Annotated in this window: 20 protein-coding genes; 8 read left to right on the top strand and 12 right to left on the bottom strand. The window is 75.4% G+C overall.

What is annotated here, in order from left to right; all coding sequences use genetic code 11:
- Positions 1-128 precede the first annotated feature (128 nt).
- A complete protein-coding gene (locus tag ACWENR_RS23515) occupies positions 129-410 on the bottom strand; it encodes an adhesin (protein ID WP_393111742.1) in 282 nt (93 codons plus the stop codon).
- 179 nt (positions 411-589) lie between these two features.
- Positions 590-1,663 carry an NAD(P)-binding domain-containing protein gene (locus ACWENR_RS23520; RefSeq protein ID WP_452279131.1) on the bottom strand — a complete coding sequence of 358 codons (1,074 nt, stop codon included), beginning with the start codon at positions 1,661-1,663 and terminating at the stop codon, positions 590-592.
- Positions 1,664-1,799: 136 nt separating this feature from the next.
- On the opposite strand from ACWENR_RS23520, the gene dacB reads away from it, so the two are divergent.
- A complete protein-coding gene (gene dacB, locus ACWENR_RS23525) occupies positions 1,800-3,383 on the top strand; it encodes a D-alanyl-D-alanine carboxypeptidase/D-alanyl-D-alanine endopeptidase (protein WP_452279132.1) in 1,584 nt (527 codons plus the stop codon).
- Positions 3,384-3,421: 38 nt separating this feature from the next.
- On the opposite strand, the gene ACWENR_RS23530 is transcribed toward dacB, so the two are convergent.
- The 5 genes from ACWENR_RS23530 to ACWENR_RS23550 all read right to left on the bottom strand — a co-directional run bounded on the left by ACWENR_RS23530 (position 3,422) and on the right by ACWENR_RS23550 (position 6,851).
- On the bottom strand, positions 3,422-3,748 hold the full coding sequence (locus ACWENR_RS23530) for a hypothetical protein (protein ID WP_452279133.1): 327 nt from the start codon (positions 3,746-3,748) through the stop codon (positions 3,422-3,424).
- 89 nt (positions 3,749-3,837) lie between these two features.
- Positions 3,838-4,824, bottom strand: coding sequence for a hypothetical protein (locus tag ACWENR_RS23535; RefSeq protein ID WP_452279134.1), 987 nt, complete (start codon positions 4,822-4,824; stop codon positions 3,838-3,840).
- Between the two features lie 162 nt (positions 4,825-4,986).
- Positions 4,987-5,424 carry a nitroreductase family deazaflavin-dependent oxidoreductase gene (locus ACWENR_RS23540; RefSeq protein ID WP_452279135.1) on the bottom strand — a complete coding sequence of 146 codons (438 nt, stop codon included), beginning with the start codon at positions 5,422-5,424 and terminating at the stop codon, positions 4,987-4,989.
- A 338-nt stretch (positions 5,425-5,762) separates the two neighbouring features.
- On the bottom strand, positions 5,763-6,212 hold the full coding sequence (locus ACWENR_RS23545) for a pyridoxamine 5'-phosphate oxidase family protein (protein ID WP_452279136.1): 450 nt from the start codon (positions 6,210-6,212) through the stop codon (positions 5,763-5,765).
- 45 nt (positions 6,213-6,257) lie between these two features.
- Positions 6,258-6,851 (bottom strand): pentapeptide repeat-containing protein, encoded by a 594-nt coding sequence (locus ACWENR_RS23550; protein WP_452279137.1) that lies wholly within the window; start codon positions 6,849-6,851, stop codon positions 6,258-6,260.
- Positions 6,852-6,932: 81 nt separating this feature from the next.
- On the opposite strand from ACWENR_RS23550, the gene ACWENR_RS23555 reads away from it, so the two are divergent.
- Together ACWENR_RS23555 and ACWENR_RS23560 are read left to right on the top strand one after the other, a co-directional pair.
- Positions 6,933-8,165 carry a serine hydrolase domain-containing protein gene (locus tag ACWENR_RS23555; protein WP_452279138.1) on the top strand — a complete coding sequence of 411 codons (1,233 nt, stop codon included), beginning with the start codon at positions 6,933-6,935 and terminating at the stop codon, positions 8,163-8,165.
- A 266-nt stretch (positions 8,166-8,431) separates the two neighbouring features.
- Positions 8,432-9,073: an NAD(P)-dependent oxidoreductase gene (locus ACWENR_RS23560; RefSeq protein ID WP_452279139.1), complete on the top strand. Its 642-nt coding sequence runs from the start codon at positions 8,432-8,434 to the stop codon at positions 9,071-9,073.
- A 46-nt stretch (positions 9,074-9,119) separates the two neighbouring features.
- Here ACWENR_RS23560 and ACWENR_RS23565 read toward each other — a convergent pair whose 3' ends face one another.
- Together ACWENR_RS23565 and ACWENR_RS23570 are read right to left on the bottom strand one after the other, a co-directional pair.
- Positions 9,120-9,584, bottom strand: coding sequence for a PPOX class F420-dependent oxidoreductase (locus ACWENR_RS23565; RefSeq protein ID WP_452279140.1), 465 nt, complete (start codon positions 9,582-9,584; stop codon positions 9,120-9,122).
- 20 nt (positions 9,585-9,604) lie between these two features.
- Complete coding sequence (locus tag ACWENR_RS23570; protein ID WP_452279141.1) at positions 9,605-10,246, bottom strand: DUF6642 family protein; 642 nt, start codon at positions 10,244-10,246, stop codon at positions 9,605-9,607.
- A 307-nt stretch (positions 10,247-10,553) separates the two neighbouring features.
- On the opposite strand from ACWENR_RS23570, the gene ACWENR_RS23575 reads away from it, so the two are divergent.
- Positions 10,554-11,342 carry a D-Ala-D-Ala carboxypeptidase family metallohydrolase gene (locus tag ACWENR_RS23575; protein WP_452279142.1) on the top strand — a complete coding sequence of 263 codons (789 nt, stop codon included), beginning with the start codon at positions 10,554-10,556 and terminating at the stop codon, positions 11,340-11,342.
- A 46-nt stretch (positions 11,343-11,388) separates the two neighbouring features.
- Here the strand turns inward: ACWENR_RS23575 and ACWENR_RS23580 are convergent, their stop codons facing one another.
- From ACWENR_RS23580 to ACWENR_RS23590, 3 genes are all read right to left on the bottom strand, one after another.
- A complete protein-coding gene (locus ACWENR_RS23580) occupies positions 11,389-11,817 on the bottom strand; it encodes a hypothetical protein (protein ID WP_452279143.1) in 429 nt (142 codons plus the stop codon).
- A gap of 138 nt (positions 11,818-11,955) precedes the next feature.
- Positions 11,956-12,681 carry a response regulator gene (locus ACWENR_RS23585; RefSeq protein ID WP_452279144.1) on the bottom strand — a complete coding sequence of 242 codons (726 nt, stop codon included), beginning with the start codon at positions 12,679-12,681 and terminating at the stop codon, positions 11,956-11,958.
- The gene (locus tag ACWENR_RS23590; protein ID WP_452279145.1) at positions 12,660-13,898 is read right to left on the bottom strand and encodes a sensor histidine kinase; all 1,239 of its coding nucleotides are present in this window, start codon (positions 13,896-13,898) and stop codon (positions 12,660-12,662) included. The genes ACWENR_RS23585 and ACWENR_RS23590 overlap by 22 nt, the downstream gene beginning before the upstream one ends.
- Positions 13,899-14,031: 133 nt before the next feature.
- On the opposite strand from ACWENR_RS23590, the gene ACWENR_RS23595 reads away from it, so the two are divergent.
- The 4 genes from ACWENR_RS23595 to ACWENR_RS23610 are packed head-to-tail and all read left to right on the top strand — an operon-like array spanning position 14,032 to position 17,184.
- The gene (locus ACWENR_RS23595; protein WP_452279146.1) at positions 14,032-14,928 is read left to right on the top strand and encodes an ABC transporter ATP-binding protein; all 897 of its coding nucleotides are present in this window, start codon (positions 14,032-14,034) and stop codon (positions 14,926-14,928) included.
- The gene (locus tag ACWENR_RS23600; protein ID WP_452279147.1) at positions 14,925-15,716 is read left to right on the top strand and encodes an ABC transporter permease; all 792 of its coding nucleotides are present in this window, start codon (positions 14,925-14,927) and stop codon (positions 15,714-15,716) included. The genes ACWENR_RS23595 and ACWENR_RS23600 overlap by 4 nt, the downstream gene beginning before the upstream one ends.
- Positions 15,717-15,718: 2 nt before the next feature.
- The gene (locus tag ACWENR_RS23605) at positions 15,719-16,444 is read left to right on the top strand and encodes a YqeB family protein (protein WP_452279148.1); all 726 of its coding nucleotides are present in this window, start codon (positions 15,719-15,721) and stop codon (positions 16,442-16,444) included.
- Positions 16,445-16,500: 56 nt separating this feature from the next.
- The gene (locus ACWENR_RS23610) at positions 16,501-17,184 is read left to right on the top strand and encodes a hypothetical protein (RefSeq protein ID WP_452279149.1); all 684 of its coding nucleotides are present in this window, start codon (positions 16,501-16,503) and stop codon (positions 17,182-17,184) included.
- The last annotated feature ends 33 nt before the right edge of the window (positions 17,185-17,217 follow it).

A 17,217-nucleotide genomic window follows, 5' to 3' on the forward strand; every position in this document is an offset into this window, starting at 1 on the left:
CCGGTATTGGGACAGGGCCCGGGCGAACAGGCCGTCGCAGTGCCCGGCCAGGACCTGGCCGTAGCCGTACGGCGGTCGCCAGCCGGTCGAGGAGGGTCAGCTGCTCGGCGGGCGCGCCGGCTTGGCGCTCACTGCTTCTCGGTGAACCCGAACTGCACGATGCCCTCGTCGTCGACGCTCGCGTCGACGGAGGCGTCGCCGAGCAGTTCGGCGGCGTCGGAGTCCAGGAAGATCCGGGCGCCCTGGTTGTCGACCACGTGGTCGCCCTCGACCGGTTCGGCGACCAGCTCGACGGTGAGCGAGCCGGCCTCGGTGTCGGCGGCGATCCGCACTCCGCCGTCCTCGGCGACGTCCTGCTGGTTGGCGAGGTCGCGGATGACCAGCACGGCGTTGTCGGTCATGGTGAGCATGGCGGAGTCTCCTCGTGGATTCTCGGATTCGCGGCGCGGGGCCGGGCTCGGCCGGCCGCTGGCGCACGGCGGAGGCGACGGAAGGGCGACACACGTCGCCGTCGCAGGTCGGGGCCGCAGAGGGCCCCCTTCACGGCCTACGTTGCCCCCTGCCGGGGCATCCGTCAAATAGAGCGGGGTCAGTGCCGGGCGGCGGTCGGCGCCAGCCGGGCGCGGATGTCGCGTGCCGCCGCGCGCCCGGCCCGGTTGGCGCCGACGGTGCTCGCCGACGGGCCGTACCCGATCAGGTGAATCCGCTCGTCGGCGACCACCCGGGTGCCGTCCATGGTGATACCGCCGCCGGGGGCGCGCAGCCGCAGCGGCGCGAGGTGGTCCAGCGCGGCCCGGAAGCCGGTGCACCAGAGGATCACGTCCGCGGGCACGAACCCGCCGTCGTCCCAGGCCACCCCGTCGGGCGTGATCCGGTCGAACACGGGTAACCGGTCCAGTACGCCGCGCTCGCGCAGCCGGCGCAGTTCCGGCGTGAGCGGCAGCCCGGTCACGCCGACCACGCTGGCCGGTGGGCGGCCGGCGCGGACCGCCGCGTCGACCAGCGCCACCGCCGCGCGCCCCCGCTCGGGGGTGAACTCCTCGTCCCGGAAGTCGGGCGGGCGCCGGGTCACCCAGGTGGTGCCGGCCGCGACGGTGGAGACCTCGGCGAGCAGTTGGACGGCGGACGTACCGCCGCCGACCACCACGACCCGTCGGCCGGCGAACTCCGCCGGTCCCCGGTAGTCGGCGGTGTGCAGCTGGCGGCCACGGAAGCTCGACCGGCCCGGGTAGTGCGGCCAGAACGGCCGGGTCCAGGTGCCGGTGGCGTTGACCAGGGCCCGGGCGGACCAGTCGCCCCGGTCGGTCAGGACGTCCAGCCGGCCGTCGGGCCGGTCGCGCACCGCGTGGACGCGGACCGGCCGCCGCACGGGCAGGGCGTACTCGCGCTCGTAGGCGGCGAAGTAGGCGCTGACCACCTCGGCCGCCGGCCGGTCGGGCCCCGCCGCCGGGAACGGCAGGCCGGGCAGGTCGTGGAAGCCGTGCACGCGGTCGAGCCGCAGCGTGGGCCAGCGGTGCCGCCACGCCCCGCCCGGCCCGTCGTCCGCGTCGAGGATCACGAAGCCGTCACCGGGGGCGAAGCCCGCGCGGCGCAGGTGGTAGCCGGCGGAGAGGCCGGCCTGCCCGGCCCCGATCACCAGCACGTCGACGGAGCGCTCGTCCATACCGGGTGCAACAACGGTCGCCCCGCCCGCCTGCCCGCTCCCCGGCGTCTCGCCGCTCACACGCCGCGAACACGAACGGAAATTTCTTTCGCTTGCCGGTCTTCTCTGGCAGATATCTCCGTGGCAGCATCAGCGCATGCATCGTCGTCTCTTCCCCCGGTCGCTCGCGCTGGCCGCGCTGGTGGTCGCCGCCGCCACGGCCGGCGCCCCGACCGCCACCGCCGAGTCACCGACCCCCGCGGCGACCCGACTCAACGCCACGATCGACGCGATCCTCGCCGACTCCCGGCTGGCCGGGGCGCAGGCGTCGGTGGTCGTGAAGGACGCCGCCACCGGCGAGAGCGTCTACCACCGCAACGGCGACCGCCGGCTGGTGCCCGCCTCCAACACCAAGCTGCTGACCGCGGCCGCGGCGCTGGAGCTGCTCGGGCCGGGCCACCGCTTCAGCACCGAGGTGCGCTCCACCGGATCCCGCCGCGCGGGGCTCGTCTCCGGCGACCTCTACCTGCGCGGCGGCGGCGACCCGACCATGCTCGCCGCCGACTACGACGCGCTGGCCGCGCAGGTCGCCGCCAGGGGCGTCCGGGTGGTGACCGGCAACCTGGTCGCCGACGACACCCGCTACGACAGCACCCGCCTCGGCCCCGACTGGACCTGGGACGACGAGCCCTACTACTACGCGGCGCAGGTCTCCGCCCTGACCGTGGCGCCCGACACGGACTACGACGCGGGCACCGTCATCGTGCAGGCCGCCCCCGGCGCGAGCGCGGGCGCCCGCCCGGTCGTCACGACCACCCCGGCCACCGGATACCTGAAGATCGACAACCGGGCGCAGACGGTCGCCGCCGGGGAGACCTCGATCTCCTTCGAGCGCGCGCACGGCGGCAACACGGTCGTCGTCACCGGGCAGATCGCCCTGGGCGGCCAGCCGGCGAGCGACTGGGTCACCGTCTGGGAGCCCACCGGCTACGCCGCCGACGTCTTCCGCGCGGCCCTGCGCAAGCACGGCGTGCGGGTGCTCGGCCGGACCGTGCTGGGCCAGGCCACCCCGGAGGAGGCCGCCGAGGTGGCGCGACACGAGTCGATGCCCCTGGCCAAGTTGATGGTGCCGTTCCTCAAGCTCTCCAACAACGGCCACGCCGAGGTGCTGACCAAGGAGATCGGCCGGATGCTCACCGGCGCCGGCACCTGGTCGGCCGGGCTGGCGGCGATCAGCGAGTACGTCGCCGACGCCGGGATGGACACCGGCAGCCTGCGGCAGCGGGACGGTTCCGGGCTCTCGCGGCGCAACCTGATCCCGGCCGACGAGTTCGTGGACCTGCTCACCGCCGTCCGCGCCGAGCCCTGGTTCGACACCTGGTACGCGGCCCTGCCGGTCGCCGGGGACCCGGACCGCTTCGTCGGCGGCACGCTGCGCAGCCGGATGCGTGGCACCCCGGCGGCCGGCAACGTGCGCGCCAAGACCGGCAGCCTGACCGGCGTCTCCGGCCTCTCCGGCTACGTCACCGACGCCGACGGGCGGGTGCTGGCCTTCTCGATCCTGCTCAACAACTACCTGGTCTCGTCGGTGAAGGGGCTGGAGGACCAGATCGCGATCGCGCTCGCCTCGTACACGGAGAAGGGCGCGACCGCGGCGCGCGTCGCGCCCCCGACGGCGCCCGACGCGCCCCGGGTCCCCGAGGGCCTGGAGTGCTCCTGGGTGAAGCCCGTCGCCTGCTGACGGGCCGGCGGGGCCCGGTGCGAGGGCCCCGCCGGCGCTCAGGCACCCGGGCGGTGCGGCGGCTCGGCGGTCGGGTCGCCGCCCGCGATCAGCGCGGCGATGTCGGCGGGCCGCAGGCCGCGCTGCGCGAGCACCCGGGTGCCCCAGCGGTGCAGCCGGCACGGGTGCGGGCTGGCGTCGTTGCGGCAGACCGTGCCGCCGGACCAGCGCCGGGGCGCGTGCACCACGACCGCCCGGACGGCGAACTGCGCGTCCTCGGCGGTGACGTACGGCGGCAGCGGGATCTCCCGGAGCACCTCCCCGGACGGCTCCCCGGCGCCCCGGGGGCCGGTCGGACGGACGGTGCGGGTGGCGGTGCTGCTCATCGGACGTGCCTCCACAGAGGATTGTCGGGCGTGGACAGCAGGAAGTTACGGCACGCCGGACGCGGCGCGACGGACAAACTGTCCCCGGGTCAGCGGCCGCAGCCCCGGCACGGGCGCCGGGTGCGCAGGTGGTGGCCGATCGCGGCGACGCCGAGCCCCCAACCCCACAGCCAGTACGCCGGCTCGGCGATCCAGAAGAACGCCAGCGGGTAGCGGCCGTCGCCCGGGTCGAACGTGCCGGTGACCGTCTCGACGGTGAGCTGGGCGAGGCCGACCGCGAAGTAGCAGACCAGGCCGACGGAGAGCAGCGCCGCGGGGACGAGGAGCAGCAGCCGGGGGACCCGCCGGCCGGCCAGCAGCGGCACCCACCCGGGCCAGACCACGCCCCAGGAGTGCACCAGGGCCAGCGGCAGCAGCACCCCGGCGAGCAGGAAGCCGACCTCGAAGGCGATCATCGACGCGCTCTGGCCGAGCGACATGTCCTCGAAGCCGATCCACACCTGGGCCGCCAGCCGCAGCAGGCAGCCGGCCACCGCCGCCCAGGCCGCCACCCGCGCCCAGGTGGGCACCGTCGACGTCGCGGCGCGTACCGGGCCCGCCCGGCCGCACCGGCGGCAGTCGCCGTGCAGCCGACGCCGGTGCCCGAGGACCGCCGCGTGCAGCAGCGCGGCCCCGGCCAGGCAGGCGAGGCGGCTGAGCAGGGCGCCCGGATGGAACGCCGCGCCCGGGTCGAGGATCAGCAGCCCGACCACGTCGAGCAGCAGCAGCGCGCAGGAGAGCAGCAGCGCCGCGCAGACCAGCCAGCCGGCCGCGGCCAGCGCCGGTCGCCAGGAGCGGGCGGCGGCGAGCCCCGCGCCGACCAGGCCGGCGGCGGCGCAGAGCGCCACCGCCCACCAGCCGGTGAAGACCACGAGGTCCGTGTCGAGCGGCGGGAACTCCGGCGCGCCGGTCAGGGCCCAGTGCAGCCGCACCGCGCCGTAGGCGAGGGCCCAGGCGATCACGGCGTACGGCAGGGCCGGACGGCGGGGGTGGGTGGCGGGTCGGGGCGGGGCCGGTGCCGGCAGCGTGCTGGTCATGCCCCCACGCTGCCGTCGTACGCGGCGCGCCGGCTCCCCGCCGAGGGTGGACCGGTTCCCCCGCGCGGGGGAACGACCGGGGTCGGCGGCCCCGTCCCGCGGGGTCGCGCCGTCGCCGGGGTCGTGCCGTCGCCGGGGGTGGCGGCGACCGGCCGCTCCCGGTCAGCCGCGTTCGAGCACGACGACGGGGATCTGCCGGTCGGTCTTCGCCTGGTATTCGTCGTACGCGGGCCAGATGGCGGCCATCGTGGACCACATCCGCGGCTTCTCCTCGGCCGTCGCGGTACGCGCCCGCGCCGTGAACCGCTCGGCGCCGACCTGCACCTCCACCGACGGCTCGTCGAGCAGGTTCAGATACCAGGCCGGGTGCTTCGGGTCGCCGCCCTGCGAGGCGACCACCAGGTAGGCGTCGCCGTCGCGGCCGTAGATGAGCGCGGTGCGGCGCAGCTTGCCACTGCGCCGGCCACGGGTGGTCAGCAGCAGCGTGCAGACCCCGGGCCGCCACTCGTGCCCCTCGGCGCCGTCGGTCTCGACGTACCGCCGGATGTGGTCGGCCACCCAGCCCTGCGGGCTGTCCAGCACCTGCTCGCTCGACGTCATGGCCCTCCCCTTCGCCCGCGCTCCTCGTCGCGCCCACGCTACTCCGGGGCCCGCCCGCCCGCCGGACGAACGCCGGACCACCGCCGGACCACCGCCGGGCCGCCGCCGCCCGCGCGCCGGACGAACGCCGGACCCCCGCCGGGCCGCCGCCCGCGCGCCCGGACGAACGCCGGACCCCCGCCGGGCCACCGCCGCCCGCGCGCCCGGACGAACGCGGGACCTCCGCCCGCGCGCCGGCGGTCGACGCGGCAGCGGTTGCGGGTCGGGTCTCCCCTGCCCGACGGGCCGGCGCGGGGGCGGCGGCCGCTCCCGCTCGCGCCGGCCGCAGCCGTGCGGCTTCAGTGCCGGCGACGGCGGCGCAGCCCGCGACCCGGGTGCCAGCTCTCGATGAGAAGGTGGTCCGCCGGGTCGCCGACCCTGGTCAGCACCACCTCGGTCAGCTCGATCCGGAACCGGTGCGAGCCGTCGTCACCGGGGGGCTCCTCGTGCGCCAGGCCGGCGATCTTCGCGTCGCCGGCCCAGGACCGTGGGTCGCCCTCGGGCGGATCCTCGGTCGGGCAGTGCAGCGCCACCCGCGGGTCACGGCGCAGGTCGAGGGCCTTGAGCGCGCCGGCCATGCTCCCCAGCCGCAGCTGGTCGGGGCCGAAGTCGAACTCGGTGCCGCTGATCCGCGGCGAGCCGTCGCGGCGCAGCGTCGCCATCGTGCCGTGCTTGCGCACCGCGAAGCGGGCGCGCACCCGCTCGGCGAACTCCGGCTGCTCCGCCACGAGATCTGACCACCATGCCATGCCGGCCACTCTGGCAGGGAAACCTGACAACCGGCGGCGGCTTTCTCAGCGGATCTCGAAGCCGAGCGCCTGGGCGATCAGCACCGCCTGCCCGGCGTCGACGATCGCGCCCGCCCGCTCCACGGCCGTCGGGTCGAGCGCGGTCAGGTCGCTGCCGCGCAGGTCGGCACGGGAGAGCTTGGCGTGGTGCAGCTGCGCGGCCGACAGGTCCACCCCGGTGACCGTGGCGCCGGTCAGGTTGGCCTTGGTGAGGTCGGCCTCCCGCATCCGGACGTCGGTGATCCGCACCCCGCGCAGGTCGGCGCCCGGCAGCGCGACGAACGACCAGTCGCCGCCGGAGACCGTCAGCGGCCGCAGGTCGCACTGCGCGAAGGTGCTGCCCACCAGCTTGCAGCCGGTGAACTCGGCCTCGAAGAGGTTGCACCGGACGAAGGCGCACCGGGTGAAGGCCGAGGCCGTGTGCCGGGAGGCGTTGAACCGCACGTTGCCGAAGGTGCACCCGTCGAAGACCGCGCCCCGGCTGACCGCCTCGCTGAGGTCGACGTCGAAGAAGGAGCAGCGGACGAAGTGCCGCTCCACCAGCTCCTCGGCGTACCAGTCCTCGTTGCGGAACGTCGCGTCCTCGGTCAGCTCGGGCATCGGACCAGGCTACTTGCGGGGTGGGACATGTGTGGCGGGCGGCCCTATGCGCGTGCCGCCCCGGCTTGTAGTTTCGGCGGGGTGAGCGTGGCACGCAGCATCGACCCGGACCAGATCGGCTTCGACCCGGCGCGGCTGGCGCGGATCGACGAGCACTTCGGCAGGTACGTCGACGACGGCCGGCTGGCCGGCTGGCAGGTGGTCGTCACCCGGCGCGGCGAGATCGCCCACGCGTCCACGTACGGGCTGCGCGACGTCGAGGCGGGGGCGCCCGTCGAGGCGGACACGCTCTGGCGGATCTACTCGATGACCAAGCCGGTCACCTCCGTCGCCGCGATGATGCTCTGGGAGGAGGGCCGCTTCCAGCTGACCGACGAGATCAGCCGCTGGCTGCCCGAGTTCGCCGACGTGCGGGTCTTCTCGAAGGGCTCCGCCCTCAAGCCGTACACGGTGCCGGCGATCGAGCCGATCCGGGTCTGGCACCTGCTCACCCACACCGCCGGCCTGACGTACGGCTTCATGCAGACGTCGGTGGTCGACACCATCTACCGGGCCGCCGGCTACGACCTCTATCCGCCGGCGGACGTCGACCTGGCGACCGCCTGCCAGGCGTTCGGCGAGTTGCCCCTGCTGTTCCAGCCCGGCACCGCCTGGGGCTACTCGGTCGCCACGGACGTGCTCGGCCGGCTGGTCGAGGTGGTCTCGGGGCAGAGCCTGGACGCCTTCTTCGCCGACCGGATCCTCCGCCCGCTGGGCATGACCGACACCCACTGGTGGGCCGAGGGCGGGGCCGCCGACCGGCTGGCCGCGCTCTACGCGCCCGACCCCCGCACCGGCCGCGCGGTCCGCTTCGACCGGCTGGGCGCCCTGGCGTACGAGAAGCCGCGCCTGCTCTCCGGCGGCGGCGGCCTGCTCTCCACGGCCGCCGACTACCACCGGTTCACCCAGATGCTGCTGCGCGGCGGCGAGCTGGACGGGGCGCGCCTGCTGGCGCCGCGCACCGTGCGGTTCATGACCCGCAACCACCTGCCCGGCGGGAGCGACCTGGAGACGCTCTCCGCCGGCGGCTTCGCCGAGACCACCCTGGAGGGGATCGGCTTCGGGCTGGGCTTCGCCGTCGTCGACGACCCGGTGCCGAGCCGGGTGCCGAGCAGCGTCGGCGAGTACTACTGGGGCGGCGTGGCGAGCACGGCGTTCTGGGTGGACCCGGTGGAGGAGATCACCGCGCTGCTCTTCACCCAGCTCATGCCGTCGAGCACCCATCCGCTCCGGCCGCAGCTGCGCCAGCTCGTCTACTCGGCCCTGGTCGACTGAGCCGCCGGGCCGGCGGGCGGACCGTCCCGGGCCGCGCGGCGCCGGACCGCCCCGCAGGGCTGCGCGGTGCCGGACGCCCCGGAGGGCTGCGCGGTGCGGACCGCCCCGGAGGGCTGCGCGGCGCGGACCGCCCCGGGCCGGGCCCGTCGGATCGCCGGTTACCGCACCGGCCGGGCCGGCCGGTCCATAACCTGGGAGGCGGACGGCAAGCCGGCGGGTGGAGGGGCAGACGGCCACCGGCCCGGCCGGACGGGGCGGAGGCGGTCATGGGCAACATCGTCGTGTTCGGGGCGGGCGGCACCGCGGGCTCGCGGATCACCGCCGAGGCGGTCGACCGGGGGCACCGGGTCACCGCGGCGGTGCGCCGCCCGGAGGCCACCTCCTACCTGCCGTCGGCGGTCAAGGTGGTCACCGGCGACGCCACCAGCGAGCGGAGCGTGCGGGAGCTGGCGCCGGACACCGACGTGATGGTGGTGGCGATCGGCGGCGGCGAGCGCGACCTCTGGCTCGACGCGGCGCGGACCCTGGTCGGCGCGCTGCGGGGGATGCCCGCCGCGCCCCGGATCATCCACGTCGGCGGCGGGTCGACGCTGCTGACCCCGAAGGGCACCCGCAATCTCGACGAGCCGGACTTTCCCGACGAGTACCGCGACGCCGCGCAGGGCCAGGCCGACGCCCTCGACTTCTACCGCTCCTCGGCCGACGGGGTGACCTGGACGTACGTCTCCCCGCCGCCGCTGGAGTTCCATCCGGGCGAGCGCACCGGGCACTACCGCACCGGCGGCGACCAGCCGGTCACCGACCACGAGGGCCGCTCGGTGCTCAGCTACGAGGACCTGGCGGTGGCGATCGTCGACGAGATCGAGAACCCGCGCCACGAGAACGCGCGGTTCACCGCCGCGTACTGACACCGCCGGCCGGCGCGGCGGGACCCACCGGGGCGGGCGGCGGCCGTCAGTCGGCCAGGCGGGCGGGGAAGCCGCCGGTGGCGATCGGCCCCCAGGCGTCGATCGTGACCCGGATCAGCGACTTGCCCTGGCGGACCATCGCCGCCCGGTACTCGTCCCAGTCCGGGTGCTCCCCGGAGATGCGGCGGAAGTAGTCCACCAGGGGCTCCAGCGCCTCCGGCAGGTCGAGCACCTCCGCGGTGCCGTCGACCTGCACCCAGGGCCCGTTCCAGTCGTCGGAGAGCACGCAGGCGGAGACCCTGGGGTCACGGCGGATGTTGGCGACCTTCGCCCGCTCGGGATAGGTGGAGACGACCAGCCGCCCCTCGCCGTCCATGCCGGCGGAGACCGGGGAGGACTGCGGCCGGCCGTCGGCGCGGGTGGTCATCAGCACCACCCGGTGCCGGGGCCGGAGGAACTCGATCAGCTCGGCCCTGCCGACCCGGGTGTTCGTCGCGATGCTGCGTGCCATCACCCGTTTCTACCAGCCGGTCAACGCGGGCGCGGCGCGGCGCGGCGGGCGGCGGGCTGCGCGGGGACCCGCGGGCGGACCGAGGGCCGCCACGCGCGGCCGTTGGCGTAGATGATCCGGAAGCCGAGGTACGACGCCAGCGGCGCCCAGTGCGCCGAGCCCATCCGCAGTTCGGCGGCGTTGTGCCGCTGGCCGTTGGCGAGCACGTCGAGCAGCACGGTCTCGAAGGCGGCCGACTCCACCCAGTCCACCTCCCGGGTGAAGCCGCAGATCAGCGCGGCCCCGGTGGCGTCCAGGAAGCCCCGCAACGCGGCGTCGGAGGCGCGCAGCACCGAGCAGCTGCCGAAATAGAGTCGCCGGCCCTCGCAGCGGCCGGCCATCAGCTCGGCGACGTCGGCGAGTTCGACGGACTCCCAGTCGGTGAGGCAGAGCCGGCTCGGTTCGCCGTGCATCGCGAAGAAGCCGACGCGGTGGTCGGCGTACTGCTTCAGCAGCCAGCGGTCGACGAAGTAGAACAGCTCGTCGCGGGTCGCCGCGTCCTTGTGGATGAAACGGATCTTCCCGAGCCGTTCGAGCAACTCGAGGGTGGGCAGGACGGAGCCGCGCTCGTTGAGGTCACGGTGCCACTGGCCCTCGACGCAGAAGACGCCACCGCGCGCCACGTCGGCCTCCTCCCCCGTTCCCGCCGGCGCTGACGTTACCGCCCCCGACCGCACCGGGAACATCACCCCGGCTGTGGCGACCTGGGACTTTCCGCGCCGTTCCCGCTTTCCTGCGGCCCGTTCGCCGGGAATGGGCGGTTCGCAAACGGGGCCGATTCCCAGGCGGGACCCAGGAACGGCCAATCGTGAGGACAATTCTCGTTAATTGCCGCGAAAGGGCCACCCGGGTGCCAGGGTGGAAAGCGCGGGACGTCCCGGTCGATGTCCCGGAGGCCACCCCAATCGCACTCCTATCGGGAGGACTTCTGTGCGCGTAAACACCCTGAAACGAGCGGCCGTCGCATTCGCCCTGGCGATTCCGGGAGCCGCGATCGCCACGGTGGTCGCCGCGCCAGCGGCCCATGCCGACGGCTGCTACACGTGGAAGCGCAACCTTTACCAGGGGCGCTCCGGCGACGACGTCCGTCAACTGCAGATCCGGGTCGCCGGCTGGGCCGGCTACCGGGACATCGTGGAGAACGACGGTCGCTTCGGCCCGAAGACCGCCGCCGCGGTCCGGCGGTTCCAGTCGGCGTACGGGCTGCGCGCCGACGGCGTCGCGGGGCCGCAGACCTACGCCAAGCTCTACGAACTCCAGGACAACGACTGCACCCCGAAACACTTCAGCTTCCGGGAGCTGGACGACGGCTGCGGTCGCGGCGGGTGGACCGGCGGCCCGCTCTCCACCACGCAGACCCGGCAGAACGCCCTGCGCACCATGTGGAAGCTGGAGGCGATGCGGCGCGGCCTCGGCGACGACCCGCTCTACGTCAGCAGCGGCTTCCGCAGCCGCGCCTGCAACAGTCAGGTCGGCGGGGCGTCGGACAGCCAGCACCTCTACGGCAACGCCGCCGACGTGTACTCGCGCAGCAAGTCGCTCTGCCAGCTGGCCCGGGACGCCCGCAACCGGGGCTTCAGCGGGATCTACGGGCCGGGCTACCCCGACCACGACGACCACGTGCACGTGGACTCGCGCCGGGAGAACGACAGCGACCGCACGCCCAACACCACCGACTGGTCCGCGCCGGACTGCGGGATCGGCGCCGGCAACGACTGATTCCGTCGCGCGCTGCCCCGGGTGCCGCGAGCGGGCGTACCTCCGCTCAGCTCGCCCGGGGCCAGCGCGGCGCGGTGGCGGGGGGAGCCACCGGCCGGCCGGGGCCGGCGGGCCGGACGGCGGGCCGCGCGCCCGCCCGGTGAGCGGCCGGACCGCTCTCAACGGGCGGTGCGGAGCCGGTCACCCGGAACGGGAAGGGCACGTGCACGAAGGGATTGCCGTGCCGGACCAGGGCGTCGACCTGCCGCCCGTTGAGCCCGTGCCGCTCCAGTACCCGCCGCCCCCAGCGGTGCAGCCGGCAGGGGTACGTCGCGCCGTCGTTGCGGCACAGCGGACCGGCCGGCCACTCCTCGGCGGCGTGCACCACCACCGCCCGGACCGCGAGCCGGACGTCCTCCGGGGTCAACGACGCCGGCACCGGCACCTCGCCCAGGATCTGGTCGATGGGATCCGTCGACTGCTCACCAACTCGCACGGCAGGCCTCCCGCGGCTCCGGCAGCGGCGCGGCCGACCCGCCGCACCGCATCCTCGGCAACTGGTACGGCCCGCGCGGCCGGACGGTTCAATCCGCCGCGATCCGGGCGGGCCCGGAGCCGGAACAGGCCGCGCGGCTCAGACCAGGCCGGCGTCGTGCACCAGCAGGGCCACCTGGACGCGGTTGTTCAGTTCGAGCTTCACCAGCAGCCGCGACACGTACGCCTTCACCGTCGCGACGCTCATGAACAGCTCGCCGGCGATCTCGGCGTTGGTCCGGCCCCGCCCCAGCGCGACGGCGACCTCGCGCTCGCGCTCGCTGAGCCCGGCGAGCCGCCGCAGCGCCCGCTCCCGGCGCGGGTCGGGGCCGGCCGCCGTGCCCGGGGCCGTCACGTGGTCGATCAGCCGGCGGGTCACCCCCGGGGAGAGGGTGGCCTCACCCGCCGCCACGCGGCGCACCGCCCGCACGATCTCGGCGGGCGGGGTGTCCTTGAGCAGGAAGCCGCCGGCGCCCGCCCGCAGCGCCCGGAGCACCTGCTCGTCGGCGTCGAAGGTGGTCAGCACCAGCACCTCCGGCGGGTCGGCCCCGGCCCGCAGCGCCTCGGTGGCGGCGAGCCCGTCGAGCCGGGGCATCCGGATGTCCATCAGCACCACGTCCGGCGCGTACGCGGCGACGGCGGCGGGGACCTCGCTGCCGTCGGCGGCCTCGCCGACCACGAGCAGGTCCGGCACGCCGCCGAGGATCATCGACAGGCCGGCCCGGACGAGCGCGTCGTCGTCGACGATCAGCACCCGCACCGGCTCCTCGGGAGCGCCCGCCGGCCCGGCCGCCGCCGGGCCGGTCACGCCGGCCACGGCAGCCACGCGGCGAGCCGGAAGTCGCCCGCGTCGTCCCGCCCGTACTCCAACCGGCCGCCGGCCAGGCTGACCCGCTCGGCGATGCCGACCAGGCCCGTGCCGGCGCCGGGGATCTCCGGGGCGGCGACGCCACCGACCGGCCAGCGGTTGCGGATCTCCACGGTCAGCCCGTCGCCCGGGCCGCCCGCCACGTCGACGGCGACCGAGGCCCCGGCGGCGTGCTTGCGGGCGTTGGTCAGCCCCTCCTGCACGATCCGGTAGACGCTGCGGCCCACCGCCGCGGGCACCCGCTCCGCCGCGGCGACCATGTCGCGGACGCCCACCCGGACCCCGGCCGCCCGGGACTCCTCGATGAGCGCGGGCAGGTCGCCGAGCGTGGGCTGCGGGCGTTCCGGGTCCGCCACGGCGGCCGGCTCGGCGCGGAGCACCCCGATCACCTCGCGCAGGTCCTGCAACGCGGCGTGGGCGCTGCCCCGGATCACCCCGGCCGCCTTCGCGATCTCCTCCGGTGGCGCGTCCGGCCGGAACTCCAGCGCGCCCGCGTGCAGGCTGAGCAGCGAGATGCGGTGCGCCAGCACGTCGTGCATCTCCCGGGCGATGCGGGTGCGCTCCAGGTGCCGGGCCTGGGTGACCCGCAGCTGCTGCTCCGCCTCGGCCCGCTCGGCGCGCTCCCGCAGCGACACGACGAGCTGCCGCCGCGCCCGGACGAACATCCCCCACGCCAGCACGGAGAGACTGAGCACCACCCCCCACGCGGTCGTCTCCCAGTACGACAGCTGAGGATCCGGGCGCGTATAGCTGAACGCGAAGTTGGTGACCAGCCCGGCGGCGGTCAACGCCAGCGCCACGGCCGTGCGGCGGTGCACCACGGCGGTGAAGTAGATGATCAGAAGCGGAATCGCCGCCGCCATCGAGAACCCGGTCAGCGGCAGGGTCGCGACGGCGAGCCCGAGCGGCCACCGGCGCCGCACCCAGAGCAGCGCGCAGCAGACGAGCCCGACCAGGGCGTCGGCCCGGACCATCCAGGGCTGCGGCAGCGCGCTGGCGAACTCCGGGTCGGACGAGGTCGCGTCGCCCGTGGCGAGCAGGACCCAGCCGAGGCCGACCAGGAAACAGAGGCTGTCGACCAACCAGTCGCGCGCGGTCCGCCGGGCCCGCCCTGCCGGCTCGGCGAGGGCCCCCGGCAGCAGCCAGGGATGATCGGGTACGGCGGCGCTGGTCACGCCGCCATGCTAGGCAGCCGCCCGGGGCTCCGGCCAGCTACCAAAGTCGGCACCTGTGCGTCGACCAAGGTCGCCGGCGGGCGAGACCGTCGGCCGCTGCGGGCGACCGGTCGGCACCGGCAGCCTGACCGGCATGATCGACGTGACCCACCTGACGAAACGGTACGGGCGGCACACCGCCGTCGACGACGTGTCGTTCCGCTGCGAGCCGGGCACCGTGACCGGCTTCCTCGGGCCGAACGGCGCCGGCAAGTCCACCACCATGCGGATGATCTGCGGGCTCACCCCGCCCAGCGGCGGCGGTGCCACCGTCGGCGGCCGGTCCTACCGGGAGCTGCCCAACCCGGGCCGAGAGGTCGGCGTGCTCCTGGACGCCTCGGCGCAGCACGCCGGGCGCACCGGTCGGGAGGCGCTGGCCGTCGCCGCCGCGACGATGGGCGTGGAGCACCGGCGGGTGGCCGCCACGCTCGACCTGGTCGGGCTCAACCCGGTCGCGGCGAAGCGCCGGATCCGGGCGTACTCGTTGGGGATGCGGCAGCGGCTCGGCCTGGCGCACGCGCTGCTGGGCGACCCGCGCGTGCTCATCCTCGACGAGCCGGCCAACGGCCTGGACCCGGAGGGGATCTTCTGGATGCGCGGCCTGCTGCGCGACTTCGCCGACCGGGGCGGCACCGTGCTGCTCTCCTCCCACCTGCTGCGCGAGGTGGAGGCGGTCGCGGACCGGCTGGTGGTCATCGGGGGCGGCCGGATCGTGGCCCAGGGCGACAAGGACGAGCTGCTGGCCGGCGGCGGCACCCTGGTCCGGGCGCGGGACGCGGCGGCCCTGCGCGGCGCGCTGCACCGGGCCGGGCTGCCGGTCACCGAGGGCACCGACGGGCTGCTGGTCCGCGCCGACGCCGAGGCGGTCGGGCAGGCCGCCGCCGACGCCGGCGTCGCCCTCACCGAGCTGCGCCCGGCCGGCAGTGGCGGCCTGGAGCAGCTCTTCCTCACCCTGACCGCCGGCGCGTCGACCCGGGAGGCCGTCCGATGACCACCACCACCGTCACCTCGTCCACCGCCGCGCCGCACCGCCGGCCGGAGGCGCGCCGGCCGTCGCTGCCGCGGCTCACCGGCGTCGAGCTGCGCAAGCTCGTCGACACCCGGGCCGGGCTGTGGCTGCTGATCAGCATCGGGCTGCTCGCCGCCGCCCTCGTGGTCGTCCAGTTGATCTGGGCGCCCGACGCCGACCAGGACCTCGCCAACCTGTTCCTGCCGACGCTGCTGCCGGTCGGGGTGCTGCTGCCGGTGCTCGGCATCCTGTCGATCACCGGCGAGTGGTCGCAGCGCAGCGCGCTCACCACGTTCGCCCTGGTGCCCCGCCGGGGGCGGGTGATCGCCGCCAAGCTGGCCGCGACGGTGCTTACCGCCCTGGCCTCGGTGCTGGTCTGCCTCGCCCTGGCCGCCGTCGGGACGGTGGTCGCCGGCGCGACCGGCGGCGCGGGCACCTGGCGCTTCGAGGGGACGCTGCTGCTGCACGCGGCCGTGTTCCAGGTGGCCAACGTGCTGATGGGCGCCGGCTTCGGCCTGCTGCTGCTCAACACGCCGCTGGCGATCGTCGGCTACCTGCTGCTGCCGACCCTCTGGTCGGTCCTCGGCGGGATCATCCGGCCGCTGGAGCGGCCGGCGGGCTGGCTGGACACCGGCCGCACCATGGAACCCCTGTTGACGCCCGACGTCACCGCCGGGCAGTGGGGACGGCTCGCGGTGTCGCTGCTGGTCTGGCTGGTCGTTCCACTGGTCGCCGGCCTGGTCCGCACCCTGCGCCGCGAGGTGTCGTGACGGTGGACGGGTACGGCGCTCCCACCGTCGTCGACGGCGGCGCGGCGGAACTGGCGCTGCTCTGGGGCGGCTTCCCGGTGCTCGGCGCGGGCGCCGGGTGGCTGCTCGCCGCAGGCGCGGGGTGGCTCGCCGGGCTGCCCTGGGTCCCGGCGCGGGACCTGCTCGAGTTCGTCGCCGGGCTGCCCGACGCGCGGGCCGGCATCGGCGGGATGGCCGTCGGCGCGCTGGGCGGCATGGTGGTCGCCGCCATCGGCACCGCCGAGCGGCTCGCCGTCACCGTCGACGCCGAACGGGTGGGGCTGCGCCGCGACGGCAGGCGCCGGGAGGTCACGCGTCGGGAGGTGCGCGTGGTGTTCGTCGACGGCAAGGAGCTGGTGCTGCTCGGCCCGGACGACGACGAGCTGGCCCGGGAGAAGTCGGACCTGGCCGCCGACCGGCTGCGGGCGGCCTTCCGCGCGCACGGCTGGCCGTGGGCGGAGGCCGACCCGCACCGGGACGCGTACCGGCGGTGGGTGCCGGGGCTGCCCGGCCTGCCGGCCGGCGCGGACGCGCTGCTGCGGGCCCGGCAGCGGGCGCTCGACGACGACCGGGGCGGCGAGGCGCGGGAGCTGCGCGGCGAACTGGCCCGCTGTGGGGTGGTGGTCCGCGACGAGCACAGGCGGCAGTACTGGCGGCTGACGCGCTCCGCCGTCGCCGGGGACCCGGGGGACGGACCCGCGAGCGGGTGAGCGTGCCGAGCGCGGGACCGGCCCACCGTCCACCCCGTCCAGTACGATCGGCGCCCGTGCATCCTTTCCAGCACTTCCTCTTCGCCGGATTCAACCAGGTCGCCGAGGACACGTGGACCAACGACGAGCAGATCGTCATCCAGGCGAACTTCATCAACATGGTCCCCGACCTGCCGGCGTCGCTGACGGATCCGTACACGCTGCGGCGGCTGTTGGCGGGCATGACGGCCGCCAAGGGCGCGGGGCTGATCGAGGCCGACGTCCTGCCCCTCGGCGGCCAGCCGGCGCTGCGCCAGATCATCAAGGTCAGGCTCCCCCACCAGCCGCACGGCCAGGCTTTCATCGGCACCTTCATCGTGCCGAAGGCGACGTGCAGCGCGGTGTTGAAGGTGCAGGCGGTCGAGAGCGGGATGACCGGCCAGCGGGAGGCGGTGGTCATGGCGCAGGTGGGCCCCGACAACTACTTCCGGCCCCATCCGTACGGTGCGGACGTCGAGGGCGGGTTGCCGTCGCACGTCGCCGACGACCGGCACCACGACCCGTACTTCCCGCAGCACCCGCTGACCCGGGTACGGCTGCTGACCGACCAGCTCGCCCGGCAGGTCACGCTGCACCCCGGCTACGCCGCGCTGCCGCCGTTCCATCCGGCCCCGCCGCAGGGCGGACAGCCGCCGCATCACCCCGTCCCGCCGCAGGGCGGGCGCCCGCCGGTCGCGCGCGCGCCGCCAACGGTGCGCTGACTGAGAGGAAGATCAAACTACAGAAATCCCTTC

It is taken from the genome of Micromonospora sp. NPDC004336, assembly GCF_053602615.1.